This window comes from Psychromonas arctica DSM 14288 (assembly GCF_000482725.1).
Lineage (GTDB): Bacteria > Pseudomonadota > Gammaproteobacteria > Enterobacterales > Psychromonadaceae > Psychromonas > Psychromonas arctica.
On record NZ_KI519480.1, the window covers coordinates 16,967 to 33,079 of the forward strand.

A 16,113-nucleotide genomic window follows, 5' to 3' on the forward strand; every position below is an offset into this window, starting at 1 on the left:
CAGCAAGTTGTCTGCCATTTTTAAAGGCGTTTGCATCACCGACTGCGGCCATTAATGCAGCGGCAATGACGGGTCCAACACCTGGTACGGTTAATTAGCGGCCGTTAAAATCAGTCATATCTGAAAAAGCTATTATTTACTTCAATTGCGATTAATTATAATTTTTTATTATCAACCAGTATTTTTTTGTTAGCGATTCAATTTATTGCCATTAATTAGCAACGTTATTTGTAAATTTTAAATTATTGGATGTCGACGTTTACTCCACCTAAAAGTATCCCCTAGGTGACAGAGCTGTTGGTTGGTTTGATGACGATATATATGATTGGATGCTTAAGCGTATAGCCGAACGCGATGAGAGTTAAATTAGGTTGATTAAAATATGATGTAATCTCCTCAATGAACACATGTTTGTGATATTTTAAATGTTTTCACATTAATTCAGGGTTCTATTACGACTTAAACAGAGTTGTTTTTGCAGGTATTTACCCAAGTGCTACGGACTTTTACAAACTGTTCTGTTTGTTACCAAACAATGACACTAATACCTTCAGTAACTATCACAGAATAAAAACGTAATAATGGAGATCTAATGTCTGGAGAAAACAGAATTGAAAGTAATGCAGTTTTTGAATTACTTGAAGATAATAAACAAACAGCTGTTATTAAAGTTGTTGGGGTAGGTGGAGGGGGAGGTAATGCCATTCAACATATGATTTCAGCAGGGCTTGGTGGAGTAGAGTTTATCGTCATGAATACAGATTTACAGGCATTAACGCCCTCTGGAGCTGATATTCGTGTCCAACTTGGAGTTGAATTAACAAAAGGACTTGGCGCAGGATCTAATCCAGAAATAGGATATCAGTCAGCATTAGAGAATATTGAACAGATACGAGAAGCAATTATAGGGGCTGATATTGTATTTATTGCCGTAGGTATGGGAGGAGGGACTGGAACAGGGGCTTCACCCGTTGTTGCTGAGATTGCAAAGGAATGTGGCGCATTAACTATTGCTGTGGTTACCAAACCTTCTTCTTTTGAAGGAAATAAACGCATGAGTTATGCCAAGCAAGGTATCAAACAGATTGGGAAACATGTTGATTCTTTAATAACCCTACCTAATGACAAATTGCAAAAAATCTTGCCTAAAGGCATCTCATTTCTTGATGCATTAAGCGCATCAAACAGTATTTTACATGAAGCTGTTGCAGGGTTTTCTGCCATTATCAATGAAGAAGAAGGGTTAATAAACCTCGATTATGCTGATTTAAGAACGATTAATACGGGTAAGGGAATTACTTGTGTGATGGGCGTAGGCAAGGCAACAGGTGCGGATCGAGTTGTTGTTGCCGTTCAAGAGGCTATATCTTGCCCACTGCTGGAAAACGTCGCGTTAAATAATATTAGTAGAATGCTCGTTCATATTGTGGCTGGTGATGATTTTAGTTTGGAAGAGTTTAATCTGGCGGGAGAGACTCTGAAAACCTATACAGCAGAAGAGTCAGAAATAATTATTGGCGTCACCATTCGAAGCAATATTAAAAAAGATGTCCATATAACCGTCATTGCGACAGGGTTAGAAGATAAAAAACCAATAGGTGAAGTGTTAGTTAGCGTAGACCTAGTGGCTAATAAGTCTGAATATCTTAAAAAGACGGAGTTAAAAAAAGAGTTTAATCATCACATGTCAGAGCAAATTAGTGAGCTAAATCGTCCTGCATATTTACACCAACCAAAATACACCGATCTCGCTCATTTTATTAAGAAGAGAGCAAAATGAAGAATAAAAAAAACATAAAATCACCACTGAAGTTCCAACAAAAACTAGATGAAGTGCTCGATGGTATATATGATTTAATGGAGCTTACTAAAGAGAGTAACTTGCCCGCTGTCAGCGAAGATGATGTACGTTGTTTTTATGAGGAAGATGGGAAAACAGGTTTTCAAGTTGCAGGGCAATATGACCGTCCATCTGAATTTCTTCAAGCATTGTTAGATATTATTCGAGTGCAGTATGAACCATGCCCATTGGGCACATTTTTTTTGAATTCAAATCTCGGATTTTTATTCGAAAGAATATCTGAAAATCCATTTCAATTAGGTTATCTCTCACTAACCAGTAATAGCAATAAACCGTTTGAGCAGTTTTGGGATGAAGATGTGCTCACTTATATCAAAGAGTGCGGTTATAAGCTGAGTGAAACATCTGCTGTATATGCAGTTGCTTCAACAGGTTGGCAGCAATACGGATACGATTTTTCTAGTAGGGTATCCAATAAATTAAATTCAGGCTTTTCATTATCAGAAGGTCTAACGCTAATATCGTCAGTAATAAATGATAAAACTCAAGAGCCAAGTAAGCATATTTATGCGGGTTTTTGTCCCGATGAAGCATTAGGCACTAAAATAAGATTATCACTTTGGTTGTTTATTAATCATCAAAGCCATTACTTACAATAATCACTCTATTGCTACTGTAGCTGCACTGTGAATTAGGTCTGTTAACTGTTCTTTTGGCTCACAAATGGGCAAAGGCAGTATTGTTATAATAAAAGTTTTCAACTTTCCATTCATTTAGTTTGCTTTATATCACTGTTTCGACCCATGTATCTATCGCTATAAATAGAAATTTATGAGGAAAAGCTAATTTTAAAAATAAGGTTAATTGGATTACTTTAATTAACCTATCCACTAATGTAGATTAATATATAAATATCTGATGGTATTAAGGTAACTATTTGATATTATGAATATTAAATATTCCACTTTGTGGGCTAATATTAAGAAGTATTACATTAAGTCAGTCTGAGAAAAAGACATCTGATTTTTATTTCTTTAAATAAAGCGTTCAAGTAAAAGCCCAATTGATTGGCTAGCTGAAGAATCAAATCAACGGAATGATGGTTTTGGTGGTATAAGTTTTATTAATGGCTTAATTCTCAAAGTGATGATGTTAAACAAGATGCTGGTTTCTTATTGAGCAGAAAAATATCAAGTAAATAATAATGACGATGAACAGACTTTTGGAATAAGAAAGTTTAAAAGTATGGTCCGCAATATACTCGTTTTCTATCGAATTAATCAACCACTAGGATAATTTTTAGAATGGCCTCTATTAATGAAACATCATCAACTAATGATGTGTCTGTTGAAAAAGTTAACCTTAAAGGCTTGCTGAGCAAAGTGTTAACTTTACCCGCTTACCAGCGTCGGTATTGCTGGGGTAAAGAACAAGTTAGTGAATTGTTGGCAGATATCGGAAAAATAATTTTTCCCATATCAAATGATAACGATGTTAAACCTTTTCTTCCCTTGTTTTTAGGCACGGTTATTTTACACCAACAAGTTAATACCACAGAGTCGTTAACACATTATAATTTAGTGGATGGACAACAGCGCTCATTAACCTTGTGTTTATTAGTAATGGCATTAAAGGAAAAAAATCAGAACTCAAGCAATAGAATTGACCAATTATTGTCGAAAAAACCATTAAGCTTACTACAAGCAAAATTCACTCATCGTGAAGCACAACACCAACTTGCTAGTAATTTTGCATTGATAAAATCAATATTAAGCTCTAACCAATGGCAACTCGAACCATCTCAGCTAGATCTATTGTTTACTCATTGTGAATTTGTGGTAATCACTATTAATTCTGTAGATCAGGCTTTTGCCTTTTTTGATAGCCAAAATAGTGCAGGTAAACGACTCTCCGATTTCGATTTATTAAAAGCCCGGCATTTACGTGGTGTTGTCTCTGATCCCTCTGTAGGTATTGGTTGTTCGCGTATTTGGGAAGAGTATGAAAACCTTAAACTAAATAGTTGTTATAACCAGCGAGTTGCTTATTACCTCACCGAACAATTGATAGGCCGAGCAAGAAAAAGGTTACATGGACAGCATGGCGAGCATTTACAGCTTACATCTGAATTTGGGGTACGAATACAAAAAAGTACCGAGACAGAAACAAGTTCAACTTCAAATAAAGTACAACTTTCAATGCCAAGTAACTCTCAGTTATATCAGAATTGGCTTATCCATTATCATCCAGATAAAAAAGACGTATTTCCATTTACATTCGAGACTGAGCTCCCATTAAACGACGGTAATAGATTTATCTATTCATTAGATGATGTCACAGAATTACCATTACAGTTAGATCAACCTTTAATTGGTGGTGAGCAGTTCTTTATGTTTATCGCTAAATACGCGGAATTATATAAACAGTTGTTTGCTTCTGATATTGATAAAGAAAGTGAAACTTCAGAAAGTTCTGATAAAGCTGAAGTAGTAGTCTCAATACAAGAATGTTTGCTTAAAATACATAGAAAGCAAGAATCTGTGCAAGGACGTGGATACCCAAGGTTGATTCAATCTTGGCAGGCTTTAATTCTATTTTATGTCGACCGTTATGGTCAAGATAAATGCTTTAATGAGTTTGTTCAATTAAGTGATCAATATATTTTCAGTTTTAGGATTCTATTATCTCAATTACGACGCTCTTCAATTGAAAAAAAATTAAACGATGAAAAGATATTCTCTCGGTTGTTATTGTTACCAACTTCAAGAGAAACAGTTGATTATATTAAACGATTAATAAATAAAAGTGCTTTAGAACTAGAGGTGAGTAAACAAAAAAAAGACAAAATAAAAGGTGTACGTAAAAGGTATTTGGAAAGTTTTTATTGGCATCAAGAGGATATAGAGTTTTCACATAAAAAATCATCTAACCGTTTATCTACATTTTTGATAAAGATGGCTAGTAGCGTAACGGAGTCAACAGATGAATAGGTCGATAGCTGAAGCGCTAACAACGTATAAATACACACCTGCACTTATTGTTGGAGGCAGTGAAGACAAAGTAATACCCGCTTTAAAATATCCTTTTTTAATTCCAATATATCAACGCTTATATACTTGGGAAGCTGAACATGTTGAGCGTTTATTACATGATCTATTTGATACATGCGATAGCAATCCATCGGAAGAGTATTTTATTGGTGCATTAGTTACTTCAGTTGAGAATCCTGTCGATCTTACTGATAGCTTAGAATTAATTGACGGGCAACAGCGTTTAACAACGTTATGGTTAATAGCTTCGGTTTTAGTGAAAATATCAACTTTAAAAGTAACTCATCAATGGGATAAATTTTTAACAATTAATAGTAAACCTAGACTTAATTTCTCAGGTAGAAATGCTGACATTAAGGCGTTAACTCACTTTGTGGAAAGCTTAGCGACAGAGAAATATGGTATTGATGACCATAGTTGGTTAAAAAATCCAGCCATGATTAAAGCGCGTGAAACTATTAGCGCATTTTTTAATAACAATAAAAAATTTAAATCAAAAGTCTCACTACAGGACTTTAATGATTACCTTTGGTCTAAAGCGAGTTTTGTTATTACTCAATTACACCCTAATGCTGATAAGGAGCGTTTCTTTGATACGATGAATAGCCGCGGTGTTCAGTTAGAAAAACATGAAATATTAAAAGCATTTATGCTAAATGGTTTATCAAATGAACAGTTAGAGGCATACGGGAAAGCTTGGGATTTATGTGCTGATATTGATGGGTATATTCCGGGGAGTTTTCAAACAAAATTTAACTATGGGTTATCTCCTTTCGATAATGAAATAGTAACGATATTGGAAACTGTAGAAAAGCCAGTAAAAGAGGGAACGACAGAAACAAAAGAAGTTGGTATTACTTTAGAAGCTATTTTGAAACCAACTTTTTCGTTCGAAAGTGTTGAACAAAATATAAACTCAAAGCCTATAAAATATAGAAGTCCTGTTTCTTTCCCTGTATTTTTATTACATGTATTAAGAATTTTTATTGCAAGTGAAAATAAGGAAACTGATGTAAGCGAAGCCATAACAAATATTTCACTAGATGATAAAAAATTAATTGAGTCTTTTGAAAAGGTAATTAAAAGTGCTTGTAGCAACCGAAAAATGCAGTTTATCGATTGTTTATTAGCGTGTCGCTTATTACTCGATAATTTTGTAATAAAAGGGCAAATAGAGGAATCCAGTGAATATGCAAACTGGCAAATAACTTCTCGCTTGGCAGACTCTGGTTATAAATCACTTAGTCGTACTCCATTCTCAGGGCAAACATGGAAGTCGATTACCATGTTACAGTCAATGATGTACTTTAGCCCTGTGAATGGAGGGCAACGTGCAACATGGTTAACTCAAGCCCTTTGGGATTTAAAAGAAAACTCATCACCTAAAGACAATACTGAAACTTTCTTAACAAATTTAAAAAAACAAGATAAACACTATGAGAGTTTCTTATTAAAGGAACAGACTCTTAAAGGTGTATTACTCGAAGCAGATAAAAGTGAATTAGGTACAAATGTTCATCGTTATTGGTTTTATAAACTGGAATATTGCTTATGGGAGTTATGGTTTAACGATCATGCTCTAAAAAATAATTTTTGCAATAAACCTGTAATACTAAATGGAAGTGCTGTATACCGGATGCGTTCTGTAAATTCAATTGAACATGTGAGTCCACAAAGTACAGGAACGATTTCTTCTGAATTACGAGATAGTTTTGGTAACTTAGCATTGATTTCTGTTAGTGAAAATTCATCCTATAGCAACAAAGATCCCATAGAAAAAAAAGCGTCATTTTCTGTCAGTTATAGTAAGGGATTAATTCAGTCGTTAAAGTTGGCGCATATATTTAATGGAATTAATGATGATATTTCTAGCTGGAATAATAAGGCAATGAATGAACATGGGGAACTAATGGTAAATATATTAGAAGCTTTTCAACAGTGACTTTAAGGCTAATCTACCAGTATATTCTAGCCTATTATGGGAGCAATATCTGCACTTAAAAATTGAGTTTACTAAGCTAGAGAAAGTAAAGAATGCCTTAGTGAGACAGTTAAATCCTTGTAAAAATTTGATGGATTTAGAAGGTGTTGCTGAAATCTTCTCTGGTATGCTTTATTCAACTATTGCTGATGGAAAGCAATTTACAAGCGCTCGACAGGTTGCTGCTTTTGTTGGTGTTACCCCCAAACAACATAGCTCCGGTGGTAAAACCAATATGACAGGTATTATTAAAAATGGAGGCGTTAAAGAATTAAGGTGTGCGTTATATCAAGGAGCACTTTCATTTATTCAAGGTTACCTGATGAGCGCACAAAATTAAAACAAGCGTGGTTAATACAATTAAAAGAGCGCTTAGGTATTAAGAGGACGACCTGTATTGCATTAGCCAATAAAATGGTCAGAACAGCCTGGGTCATCTTAAGATATGAAACTAAATATCTACAGCAATTATTAATAACAGAATAAATAGTGACGGCATAAAAATTAAAACACGTTAACTCAAAAAAACAGCTTTACACAATTTTACAACAATGATGTAGCATAAACGGTAAGACCAACCTATTAAAACCTGTCTAAGGCGGAAGCGTATGGAAAGTAACGGACATCCATAAACTTTGATCAATATTCATAATCAACCTATCTTTTAGTGATGCAGTTTTACATGCTCGAAGGTAGTTTATTATGACTCAATCTCGCCAATCTCAAGTGTGGCTTGCTGAAGATAAGGCTGCACACCCAAACCTTTAAGCAATTTTAAATGCGCTCTAAAAATATAACTATCTAGATTTCAGGACGGGATCAGGGCATATAGTCGTAATTACACTTACGACTATATTTTGCCTAGATTCTTATTAACTTTATTTTGCTTCTTCTTTTTTAACTTCATTTACAGTTGTTTCAGTTTCTTCAGATTCAACTTCTTCTTTTTTAACTTCATTTGCAGTAGCTTCATCTTGTTCAGATTTAACTTCAGTTACCGTTGCTTCAGCTTGTTCTGATTTAACTTCATTTATAGTTGTTTCAGCTTCTTCAGATTCAACTTCTTCTTTTTTAACTTCATTTGCAGTAGCTTCATCTTGTTCAGATTTAACTTCAGTTACCGTTGCTTCATCTTGTTCAGATTTAACTTCATTCACAGCTGTTTCTGCTATTTCAACTTCTTCCGATTCACTACTTTCTGGCTTGACAACTTTTTCTTGATCAGTGTCATCTACTGTTTTTAATAACGGAAAATGAGTTGTTGCAGTGTCACCTAATAATGACTCTGATTGGTCTGCCATATGATTGTAAAGAGCTTGGTAGCTACTCGCCACTTGCCCCATTAATTCAGCGCTATCATTAAAGTGAGCATTTACTTGTGCTTTGTATTTTTCTAATTCTATTTTGTTTTTATCAAGCTCTTTTTGTTGTTCAGAAGTTTTGCTTTTTCCAAGTGTTATATGATAAATAATAAAGCCAATAAGACCACCGGCAATAAGTGTGAAGAATAAAGGTAACAATTCATTTGATTCGTTCATATTTATTTTCCTATATTGATATTGTTGTAGGTTATAAGCATCAAGGCTAATTAATGATGAAAGTTATTCTGTAATTATTGATTAACTATACTATAAATAGTTTCCATATAAGGTGATAAAAATACATTAACTTTGACCAATAAATGAGTTTTGGCTAAAATTTTTTACTCTTGGAGTTTTAAAAAGTAGGTGTGATTTGTTAGGTACATATCAAATTTCATGTGTTCGGTAATTTTTAAACTAAATTGAGCTTAAAAAGCAAAAGTAAGTTTGTTATTTATCAATATCTTGCTGTAAAATGTAATTTAATTACAGTTTGCCTATTTGTTAATAATACAGGACAGTCATGCGTATATGTGAATTTTGCAAAGAAGAACTCCCCCTTATGAAAACTCGCCGAACTTGGAAAGAAAAATATTTAAGCCATAGAAATGAATCTAAATATCAATGCCTTCATTGCAATAAAATAACATTTATAAAAACAATATTGTAGATATGGAAAAGTGTAGATCTGGACATTCACTCACTTTGTAGCTAAAAATAGTGAAGACTAAAGAGGCAGTGCTCACTGCCTCTTTTAAATATATTAACGTTCACTCGACGCGTTTATAGTTTACATAAACACATGCCATTTAAGCGACTTTATCTTTACTGTTATCATTAATTACCTTTTCTTCTTTATGGTATGTTAACGATTTATCTATTTGATTAATGGAAATCTTCTTCGGCTTCATGGTTTCTGGGATCTCTTTGACTAAGTTTATATTCAATAAGCCATTGGAGAGATCTGCACCTGTTACTTCAACATAATCTGCTAAGTTAAATTTACGTTCGAACGCTTGATTTGGAATGCCTTGGTGCAAGTATTTACGATCATTGTCAGTGTTTTGTCTATTACCAGAAACACTTAAAACTCCTTTTTCAACTTGAATATCCAGTTCCTCTTGTGTAAATCCAGGTACAGTGAGTGAAATTGTGTATTTATTTTCACCGAGTATTTCGATGTTGTAAGGAGGATAACCAGTTGCTTTTGTTTCTGAAGTTAATGCGTTATCAAGCAATGATGCTAAACGGTCAAAGCCAACACTGTTGCGATAAAGGGGAGTTAGATCAATTGTATTCATAATAAGTTCTCCTTATAGTAAATAACTTCAGTTCTGGATAAGCAAAGCGATACAACACGGTTATTTCCGCGGATTTCTTCGTTAAATTATCTCTCAATAACCAGTTATTGCTTCAATAATTCGCCTTGAACTCCACGCCTTGAACTACGCAAAACTAGCGGCACTGCATAGCCAAAAAATATAGTCTTATGATTTTAAATATAATTCCACTTTCATTAACCAGAATTGAGGTTAAATAAAATAAAACAATAAGCGATGAGGTGTTTTAACGTGTCATCGCATCACATTTATATATTTAGGGACACTAAAAATTATTTTCAATAGTAGAAGTGAAATTTTTTAAAAAATTGTTTTTACCCTTCAAACCTCTTTATTTCTAAAATGATCCTAGTATAGTTAATCGTTAATCGACGATTAGCTATTATAGAGGGTTTATGAATACAAAATGTATGGTTATAGATAAACAATTTTTACAGGTCAGCGAGCAACAGTTAACTAATGAACAACTGCTGGCTGCTCAAGCAAAAGCATTAGCACATCCTGCACGGTTACGAATACTGAGTATCTTAGTCGCGGTTGATAAGTCAGGAGGATGCTTAAATAGTGACTTAGTCTCTGAACTTGGTCTAGCGCAATCAACGGTTTCAGAGCATTTGCGGATCCTAAAGCAAGCTGAATTTATTATTGCGGAGGCGATGCCACCCAAAATGTGTTACCGCATTAATAAAAAACAATTCGAGCTTTTTTCAACTCTATTTGCTGAACTATATAGCTAAATTAATAGCTAAAGTAGGTCACAGCTAAAGTAAGGCGGATAGTTGTGATTAATTTTAAACGAAATTTGATCAATTACTTTTAACAAGGCCATCACCATGAGTAATAATATAAGCACCGATACTCCCATTGCAAAACTGAGTTTTTTAGATCGATTTTTAACACTATGGATATTTGTTGCTATGGCAGTTGGTGTTGCTATCGGTTTTTTATTTCCACAGGTAGCCGCATTAAATGAAAGAATGACCGTTGGCAGCACTAATATTCCATTAGCGATTGGGCTTATTTTAATGATGTACCCGCCATTGGCGAAGGTAAATTATCGTTTGTTAGGTAAGGTTACAAAAGACAAACGAGCGATTACTTTATCATTAATAATGAATTGGTTAGTTGGGCCTATTTTAATGTTTGTTTTAGCATTAACATTTTTGGGCGATCACCCAGGTTACATGGTTGGTATTATCTTAATCGGTATTGCACGTTGTATTGCCATGGTCTTGGTATGGAACGATATTGGGGGTGGAAATAAAGAGTACGGTGCCGCATTGGTTGCATTAAATAGTGTATTTCAAATTGTGACTTATAGCTTTATGGCATGGTTATTCATTACCGTGTTACCACCAGTGTTTGGTTACACCGGTATGATGGTTGATATATCGATGTTGGATATTGCCCATAGCGTATTAATTTATCTCGGTGTGCCTTTTTTAGCAGGGTTCCTTGGCCGAGAAATATTAGTAAAAGTGAAAGGGGAAGATTGGTACAACAATACGTACATTCCTCGTATTTCACCTATTACTCTAATTGCTTTGCTGTGTACCATTGTGCTGATGTTTAGCTTAAAAGGTGAAATGATTATTGAGTTACCGATAGATGTATTGCGCATTGCCATTCCGTTAACTATCTATTTTGTCTTGATGTTTTTTATTAGCTTTTTTATCGGTAAAAAGATGGGGCTCGAATACGATAAAAATGCCTCTATCGCTTATACCGCAACGGGTAATAACTTTGAATTAGCGATTGCTGTTTCCATTGCTGTATTTGGGATCAGTTCTGATCAAGCCTTTGCAGGTGTCATTGGTCCTTTAATTGAAGTACCAGTGTTAATTGCATTAGTTAATGTGGCATTACGAATGAAGAAGAATTACTAACGATTTAAAATGACCAAACTCCGCCTGTGTCAGATTAGTTGTCACCCTTAGTTTTTACTTAATAATAAAGACAGGGAGCGGTAATTTAGATGAAAAAAGTAACTAGTAATTAACTGCTCGACAGGTATAAACTTTGTAACTACTCAGGCCGTCGCTATTTAAGCCTATTTCTTCGTTGAAAAATGCTCATTTAAACCACTAAACTGCGCTTTTTCGCCTTGAACTAAGCATAAATAGCTTAGCCCTGAGCATTTACGTTTTTATTTTGGTAAAAAGCACTCAGTTTTAATGAGTGCTGAGTAGTTACTAAACTTTAATCAATATCCAAATATAAACTATCTTTTAGTGATCTAGTTTTAAACGCTAAGAGGCAGTTTGTTATCACGCAATATCAACAACCCTGAGCTTGCTAATACACCTTATGGTTTTGCTAAATCTTATCGATGCTAAATAGGAGGCAAGCGTTAAGCGTATGTGTTGAACATGCTTAATGATCGCTAGCCAGTAAAATCAATGACGACTTGGCTTTCTAATATGGAGTTAGCGTTTAAAAGTATTCTTTTTTATCTTGGTAAGCTTGTTTAATGTGCGCAATAAGTAACCTTAGTTTTTCTGGTAAGTGCTTGGTGAAAGGGTAGATCGCATAAACGCCAAGTTGTCGGGGTTTATAGTCTGGCAAAATACTGATCAATGTGCCTTTTTGTAAATCTTCATAAACACAACAACGGGGCACGTAAACAATACCAAACCCTGCTAAGGCGGCTTTACGTAATGCTTGTGCATTGTTGGTCGCTAAACTGCCACTAATACGAACCGTTTCTTCTATTCCTTCTTTCGTGAACCGCCAATCAAATGAACCTTGAGCTTGATAAGTATAAGCAAGGCAGTTGTGTTTTTTGAGCGCATCAATGGTAGTGACTTCACCATATTTATCAGTGTAGCTTGGTGAACAGCATATTACCCAGTTAGATTGGATCAATGGTTTCGCGATTAAACTAGAGTCTTCCAACTTACCGGTTCGTACGGCTAGGTCTAAGCCTTCTTCAACAAGATTAACGAAGTTATTTTCAAGGCGCATATCCACGCTGATATTAGGGTATTTCTGACAAAAATCAGCAATAGCCTCGGAGAGTAACAATTCTCCTGAGATAGTAGGGACGGATATTTTTATATGCCCGTTTAAACCTTGGCTAAAAGCTGAAACAGAAGCAATGGCATCACTGACTTGGCCTTCTATATTTTTAGCGTGAATATAAAGATTTTCTCCTGCTTCGGTTAAGCTTAAGCGACGTGTAGTACGGTGAATAAGCTGTACTCCCAGAGAGCGCTCTAATTTCGTAATTCTTTTACTTAAGGCGGGGGTCGATAAGTCTGCTTGCTGTGCTGCTTTACTGAATGATCCGGTATCTGCAACATAGGCAAAAAGCGTTAAATCTGCTGAATTCAATTTATTAGGCCGTTTTAGGAAAGAGTTTATTATTTTATGTTGTATTTATTAGAAATCAATCAAGGACTATAGTGGGTCACAAGATCCTATTCACAAAAAATTAAAAAGATAAGGAAGATCGTAATGAGATTAAAGGATTGCCATAACTTTCAAGATTTTCGTACCTTGGCGAAAAAACGTTTACCTAGTCCTATTTTTAATTATATCGACGGTGGGGCCGATGATGAAACGACCTATCGACGCAATACTGCAGCGTTTGAAGGTTGTGATTTGATACCGAGTGTATTGGCCGGCGTTAAAGATGTCGACTTATCGGTCACTGTGATGGGACAAAAGCTAGCGATGCCTGTTTATTGTTCTCCAACGGCATTGCAGCGTTTATTTCATCATCAAGGTGAGCGAGCCGTTGCTGCTGCTGCAGAAAAGTATGGCACTATGTTTGGCGTCTCCTCCCTGGGGACGGTGAGCATGGAAGAAATTGCGCAACAAACGAATACTCCTCAAGTCTATCAATTTTATTTTCATAAAGATCGAGCATTAAATAAAGCAATGATGGAACGTGCAAAAACGGCGGGAGTACAAGTGATGATGCTAACGGTTGATTCAATTACTGGCGGTAATCGTGAGCGTGATTTACGTACGGGATTTTCAATTCCATTTAAATTGAATCTAAGTGGCATGTTGCAGTTTGTGCTTAAACCCATGTGGGGCATTAATTATGTGACCCATGAACCTTTTAGTTTACCGCAACTGGAACAGCATGTTGATATGGGCTCTGGCGCGACGTCGATCGGTGATTACTTTACGAATATGTTGGATCCATCAATGAACTGGGACGATGTCGCGGAGATGGTGAAATTTTGGGACGGACAGTTTTGTTTAAAAGGCATTATGAGCCGAGAAGATGCTCGAAAAGCCGTTGAGATTGGTTGTACTGGTATTGTTATCTCTAATCATGGTGGACGCCAATTAGACGGCTCACGTAGCTCTTTTGATCAGCTCGCAGAGATAGTGGCAGAGGTGGGTGATGAAATAGATGTTATTTTTGATAGTGGCGTACAGCGGGGAACACATGTCTTAAAAGCATTGTCACTCGGAGCCAAAGCAGTGGGTATTGGAAGAATGTATTTATATCCGCTTGCTGCCGCAGGGCAACCTGGAGTTGAAAGGGCGTTAGGATTAATGCGGGCAGAGCTAGAGCGTGATATGAAGCTAATGGGCAAAACTGCAATTGATCAGTTATCCAGTGATAATTTACGTTTTCGTACTTAAGCTTAGTATTATATAAAGAGAGCTATAAAAAAAGCCAGTTTATGAACTGGCTTGTTTTTATTTGACGGTTTTATAGCAAATTAAAAGGCGTTACGGTTTGCTAAATAGTTTTCAGCGAACGCGGTAATTGAATCATGGTCGTAGGGTTTTAATCCGCCAACAACCACTGTTTTAACACCTCGTCCAATGACTTTATCACCGTCATAAATATCAAAGTGTAAGAACTCATTGGCACGTTTGGATTCAACTTCAAGCTTACTTTCTGCTAATTCAACATGCAGGGGATTAGTAAATGTTAAACAATCTAATTCAAAGTTCATGCTGTTATACATTACAAGCGGGCGCGCTGGATTGAACATCACTTGGTGTTTTTCCATCAATGGCATTAATAATGTCGGAAAATTTTGTCCCGAAAAAACCACATAGTTTTTAATTAATGATTCAAGTAATTCTAGATCGTAGCTTGTGGCACCACTTTTTGTTATTTCTAATACACTTTTACCTTGTCCATTAGTCACAACAATATTGTCACCTTCGGCAGCTGGAAAGTTAAGAGGAATACTATCGCCAACCATATTGGTAAAAGTAAAACTCATTGATTCACTGACACCGTACTCTTTTAAAGCCAATGAGAATAATAAATCACCAGGAACACAAAAACGTTTTGAATCAGGGTCATGAATAGGATTGAAATCTTGGCATTCTTTTTTAGCAAAATGACTTGCTTGCTCTGCGCTAATCGTAATGGTGTCGTTTTGCTGGGTATAATACGGATTTAATAACATTTCAGCTCTCTAATATAAAACGATAAAAGTTTATCAAGGAAAGAAAATAAGTGCCAAATACAGGCGTAACATCACATTTTATAAAAAAAAAGCCTTTTAGGGAATAGTAAATGTTAATAAATATCATGCAGGAAATTGCAAGAAGGGAGTTCGTCTATAAAAAACAATATGATATTGTTGAATATTAATCATTAAATTATTTTTATTGTCGTTGAATTGTCTTATCTTGATCGTGTATTTTAAATTTAACAAAGCTAATTCTCACAAGGTGAACACTTCAGTAGGCCACTTAACTGATTTAGCTAATTAAGTGACCTAACTAAATTACTTCAATAGATAGGTTATCCAAATAACTTAGCTAAAGCAGCTAATTTAACCTCCTCACTAAAGTCTTTAGATAAGCGACTCAAAGAAACAACCTAAGCAAAAGGTAAGTGGCCAGTTTTAACTAAGATAATTGTATCTTGTTCAACAAAAGGTTGATGTTGACTCATGTGCGGGCTACGTATCCATGTGTGTCTAGGATAACTTGCAAATTCATCTTTAAACTCGCCTGAAAGCACTAATATTTCTTCTCCGCCAAAGTGCTTATGAGGTTGAAAATGTTCTCCGGCTGGCCATTTGACCAAAGCGGTGTGCTGCGTTTCAAAGCTATGTAAAGGCATTACCTGCAAATTGCCTATTCCTGGTAACCATTGTGCTTGAGTTGTATTAATATTGACTGGTGTAAGGTCTGTGCTCGCAAACTGATTAAGTTTTACAAAGATAAGGCAACCCTGTTCACTAAAGGGTTTATGTCGACTATTAGGGGGATTACGAAGATAAGAGCCGGCGGGATAATCTCCATCTTGATCTGAGAATACGCCCTCTAATACAAAAATCTCTTCACCTTGCGGGTGAACGTGTTCACTAAAATATGAGCCCGCTGCATATTCCACAATGCTAGTGATGTGAACTTCATCATCGGCGCGTGCTAAGGGTTTACGTCGAACACCTGCCATTGGACTATTGATCCAAGGTTGTTGTTCTGTATCGATAATAACTTTTTTTGCAAAGTCGAGGTTTATATTTGCCATGTCATGCCTATTTGTTTGAAAATATCTATTGTTCGCGGAGGAGGTTGAGTTTTCTAACAACCATTATACTCAGTAATCGCGGTGAGGGATCAATTTAACTACTGAGCTATGCTG

13 protein-coding genes and 1 pseudogene are annotated in these 16,113 nt (G+C 35.6%); 8 read left to right on the forward strand and 6 right to left on the reverse strand.

What is annotated here, in order from left to right:
- Nucleotides 1–94, reverse strand: a pseudogene (locus H592_RS24455) (transposase); the annotation flags it as partial.
- Nucleotides 95–592: 498 nt separating this feature from the next.
- Here H592_RS24455 and ftsZ point away from each other — a divergent pair.
- The 5 genes from ftsZ (at nucleotide 593) to H592_RS24080 (ending at nucleotide 7,172) form a co-directional block, all read left to right on the forward strand.
- On the forward strand, nucleotides 593–1,780 hold the full coding sequence (gene ftsZ / locus H592_RS0116185; RefSeq protein ID WP_028869683.1) for a cell division protein FtsZ: 1,188 nt from the start codon (nucleotides 593–595) through the stop codon (nucleotides 1,778–1,780).
- A complete protein-coding gene (locus H592_RS0116190) occupies nucleotides 1,777–2,460 on the forward strand; it encodes a hypothetical protein (protein WP_028869684.1) in 684 nt (227 codons plus the stop codon). The genes ftsZ and H592_RS0116190 overlap by 4 nt, the downstream gene beginning before the upstream one ends.
- A gap of 645 nt (nucleotides 2,461–3,105) precedes the next feature.
- Nucleotides 3,106–4,791 (forward strand): DUF262 domain-containing protein, encoded by a 1,686-nt coding sequence (locus H592_RS0116200; protein WP_028869685.1) that lies wholly within the window; start codon nucleotides 3,106–3,108, stop codon nucleotides 4,789–4,791.
- On the forward strand, nucleotides 4,784–6,793 hold the full coding sequence (locus tag H592_RS0116205) for a DUF262 domain-containing protein (protein WP_028869686.1): 2,010 nt from the start codon (nucleotides 4,784–4,786) through the stop codon (nucleotides 6,791–6,793). The genes H592_RS0116200 and H592_RS0116205 overlap by 8 nt, the downstream gene beginning before the upstream one ends.
- Nucleotides 6,794–6,893: 100 nt before the next feature.
- On the forward strand, nucleotides 6,894–7,172 hold the full coding sequence (locus H592_RS24080) for an IS110 family transposase (RefSeq protein ID WP_051369216.1): 279 nt from the start codon (nucleotides 6,894–6,896) through the stop codon (nucleotides 7,170–7,172).
- A 538-nt stretch (nucleotides 7,173–7,710) separates the two neighbouring features.
- Here the strand turns inward: H592_RS24080 and H592_RS23370 are convergent.
- Nucleotides 7,711–8,370 (reverse strand): Z-ring associated ZapG family protein, encoded by a 660-nt coding sequence (locus H592_RS23370; RefSeq protein ID WP_051369217.1) that lies wholly within the window; start codon nucleotides 8,368–8,370, stop codon nucleotides 7,711–7,713.
- 632 nt (nucleotides 8,371–9,002) lie between these two features.
- A complete protein-coding gene (locus H592_RS0116220; RefSeq protein ID WP_028869687.1) occupies nucleotides 9,003–9,494 on the reverse strand; it encodes an Hsp20 family protein in 492 nt (163 codons plus the stop codon).
- A gap of 434 nt (nucleotides 9,495–9,928) precedes the next feature.
- On the opposite strand from H592_RS0116220, the gene H592_RS0116225 reads away from it, so the two are divergent.
- Together H592_RS0116225 and arsB are read left to right on the forward strand one after the other, a co-directional pair.
- The gene (locus H592_RS0116225; protein ID WP_028869688.1) at nucleotides 9,929–10,270 is read left to right on the forward strand and encodes an ArsR/SmtB family transcription factor; all 342 of its coding nucleotides are present in this window, start codon (nucleotides 9,929–9,931) and stop codon (nucleotides 10,268–10,270) included.
- A gap of 96 nt (nucleotides 10,271–10,366) precedes the next feature.
- Nucleotides 10,367–11,419, forward strand: coding sequence for an ACR3 family arsenite efflux transporter (gene arsB / locus H592_RS0116230; RefSeq protein WP_037072004.1), 1,053 nt, complete (start codon nucleotides 10,367–10,369; stop codon nucleotides 11,417–11,419).
- Nucleotides 11,420–11,966: 547 nt separating this feature from the next.
- On the opposite strand, the gene H592_RS0116235 is transcribed toward arsB, so the two are convergent.
- Entirely contained in the window at nucleotides 11,967–12,866 is a 900-nt protein-coding gene (locus tag H592_RS0116235) for a LysR family transcriptional regulator (protein WP_028869690.1), read from the reverse strand.
- Between the two features lie 123 nt (nucleotides 12,867–12,989).
- Between H592_RS0116235 and H592_RS0116240 the strand changes: the two genes are divergently transcribed.
- On the forward strand, nucleotides 12,990–14,138 hold the full coding sequence (locus H592_RS0116240; protein WP_028869691.1) for an alpha-hydroxy acid oxidase: 1,149 nt from the start codon (nucleotides 12,990–12,992) through the stop codon (nucleotides 14,136–14,138).
- Nucleotides 14,139–14,218: 80 nt separating this feature from the next.
- Here the strand turns inward: H592_RS0116240 and H592_RS0116245 are convergent, their stop codons facing one another.
- Both H592_RS0116245 and H592_RS0116250 read right to left on the reverse strand, forming a co-directional pair.
- A complete protein-coding gene (locus H592_RS0116245) occupies nucleotides 14,219–14,923 on the reverse strand; it encodes a DUF3581 domain-containing protein (RefSeq protein ID WP_028869692.1) in 705 nt (234 codons plus the stop codon).
- 419 nt (nucleotides 14,924–15,342) lie between these two features.
- Nucleotides 15,343–15,999, reverse strand: a complete 657-nt coding sequence (locus tag H592_RS0116250) for a cupin domain-containing protein (RefSeq protein WP_028869693.1) — start codon at nucleotides 15,997–15,999, stop codon at nucleotides 15,343–15,345.
- Nucleotides 16,000–16,113 lie beyond the last annotated feature (114 nt).